Below are 439 nucleotides of genomic sequence, written 5' to 3'. Positions count from 1 at the left end.
TTTTCAGAGACTGTGTAGCTATAAAGGTGTAGAAATAATTGAAGGTCATTTGATGCCAGACCATGTCCACATGTTGGTAAGTATTCCCCCAAGAATTAGTGTTTCAAGTTTTATGGGATATTTAAAAGGAAAAAGTGCACTCATGATGTTTGATAAACACGCCAATCTCAAATATAAGTTTGGTAATCGACATTTTTGGGCTGAAGGTTATTATGTAAGTACAGTTGGATTGAATGAAGCCACAATAAAAAAATACATACAAGATCAAGAGAAACATGATATAGCAGTGGATAAATTAAGTGTAAAAGAATATGAAGATCCCTTTAGGGATAGTGGCAAGTAATACAAAGGCCTCTTTGAGAGGCAAGTGACGAGTCAAGAGCAATAAGGCTTGAACAAAGTGAAAGCCAGCGCCTTTAGACGCTGGCTTGTATTCTGG

At 36.7% G+C, this 439-nt stretch carries 1 protein-coding gene; it reads left to right on the top strand.

The window, feature by feature from the left end; genetic code table 11:
- Positions 1-343: IS200/IS605 family transposase (gene tnpA / locus AT575_RS10150; protein ID WP_102778197.1), on the top strand; the 343-nt coding region annotated here is incomplete at its 5' end.
- Between the last annotated feature and the right edge of the window lie 96 nt (positions 344-439).

The sequence above is a fragment of the Streptococcus penaeicida genome, assembly GCF_002887775.1.
Taxonomy (GTDB): Bacteria; Bacillota; Bacilli; order Lactobacillales; family Streptococcaceae; genus Streptococcus; species Streptococcus penaeicida.
The sequence above is the reverse complement of the archived record's forward strand: the minus strand, read 5'-3'. Positions and strand labels throughout refer to the sequence as shown.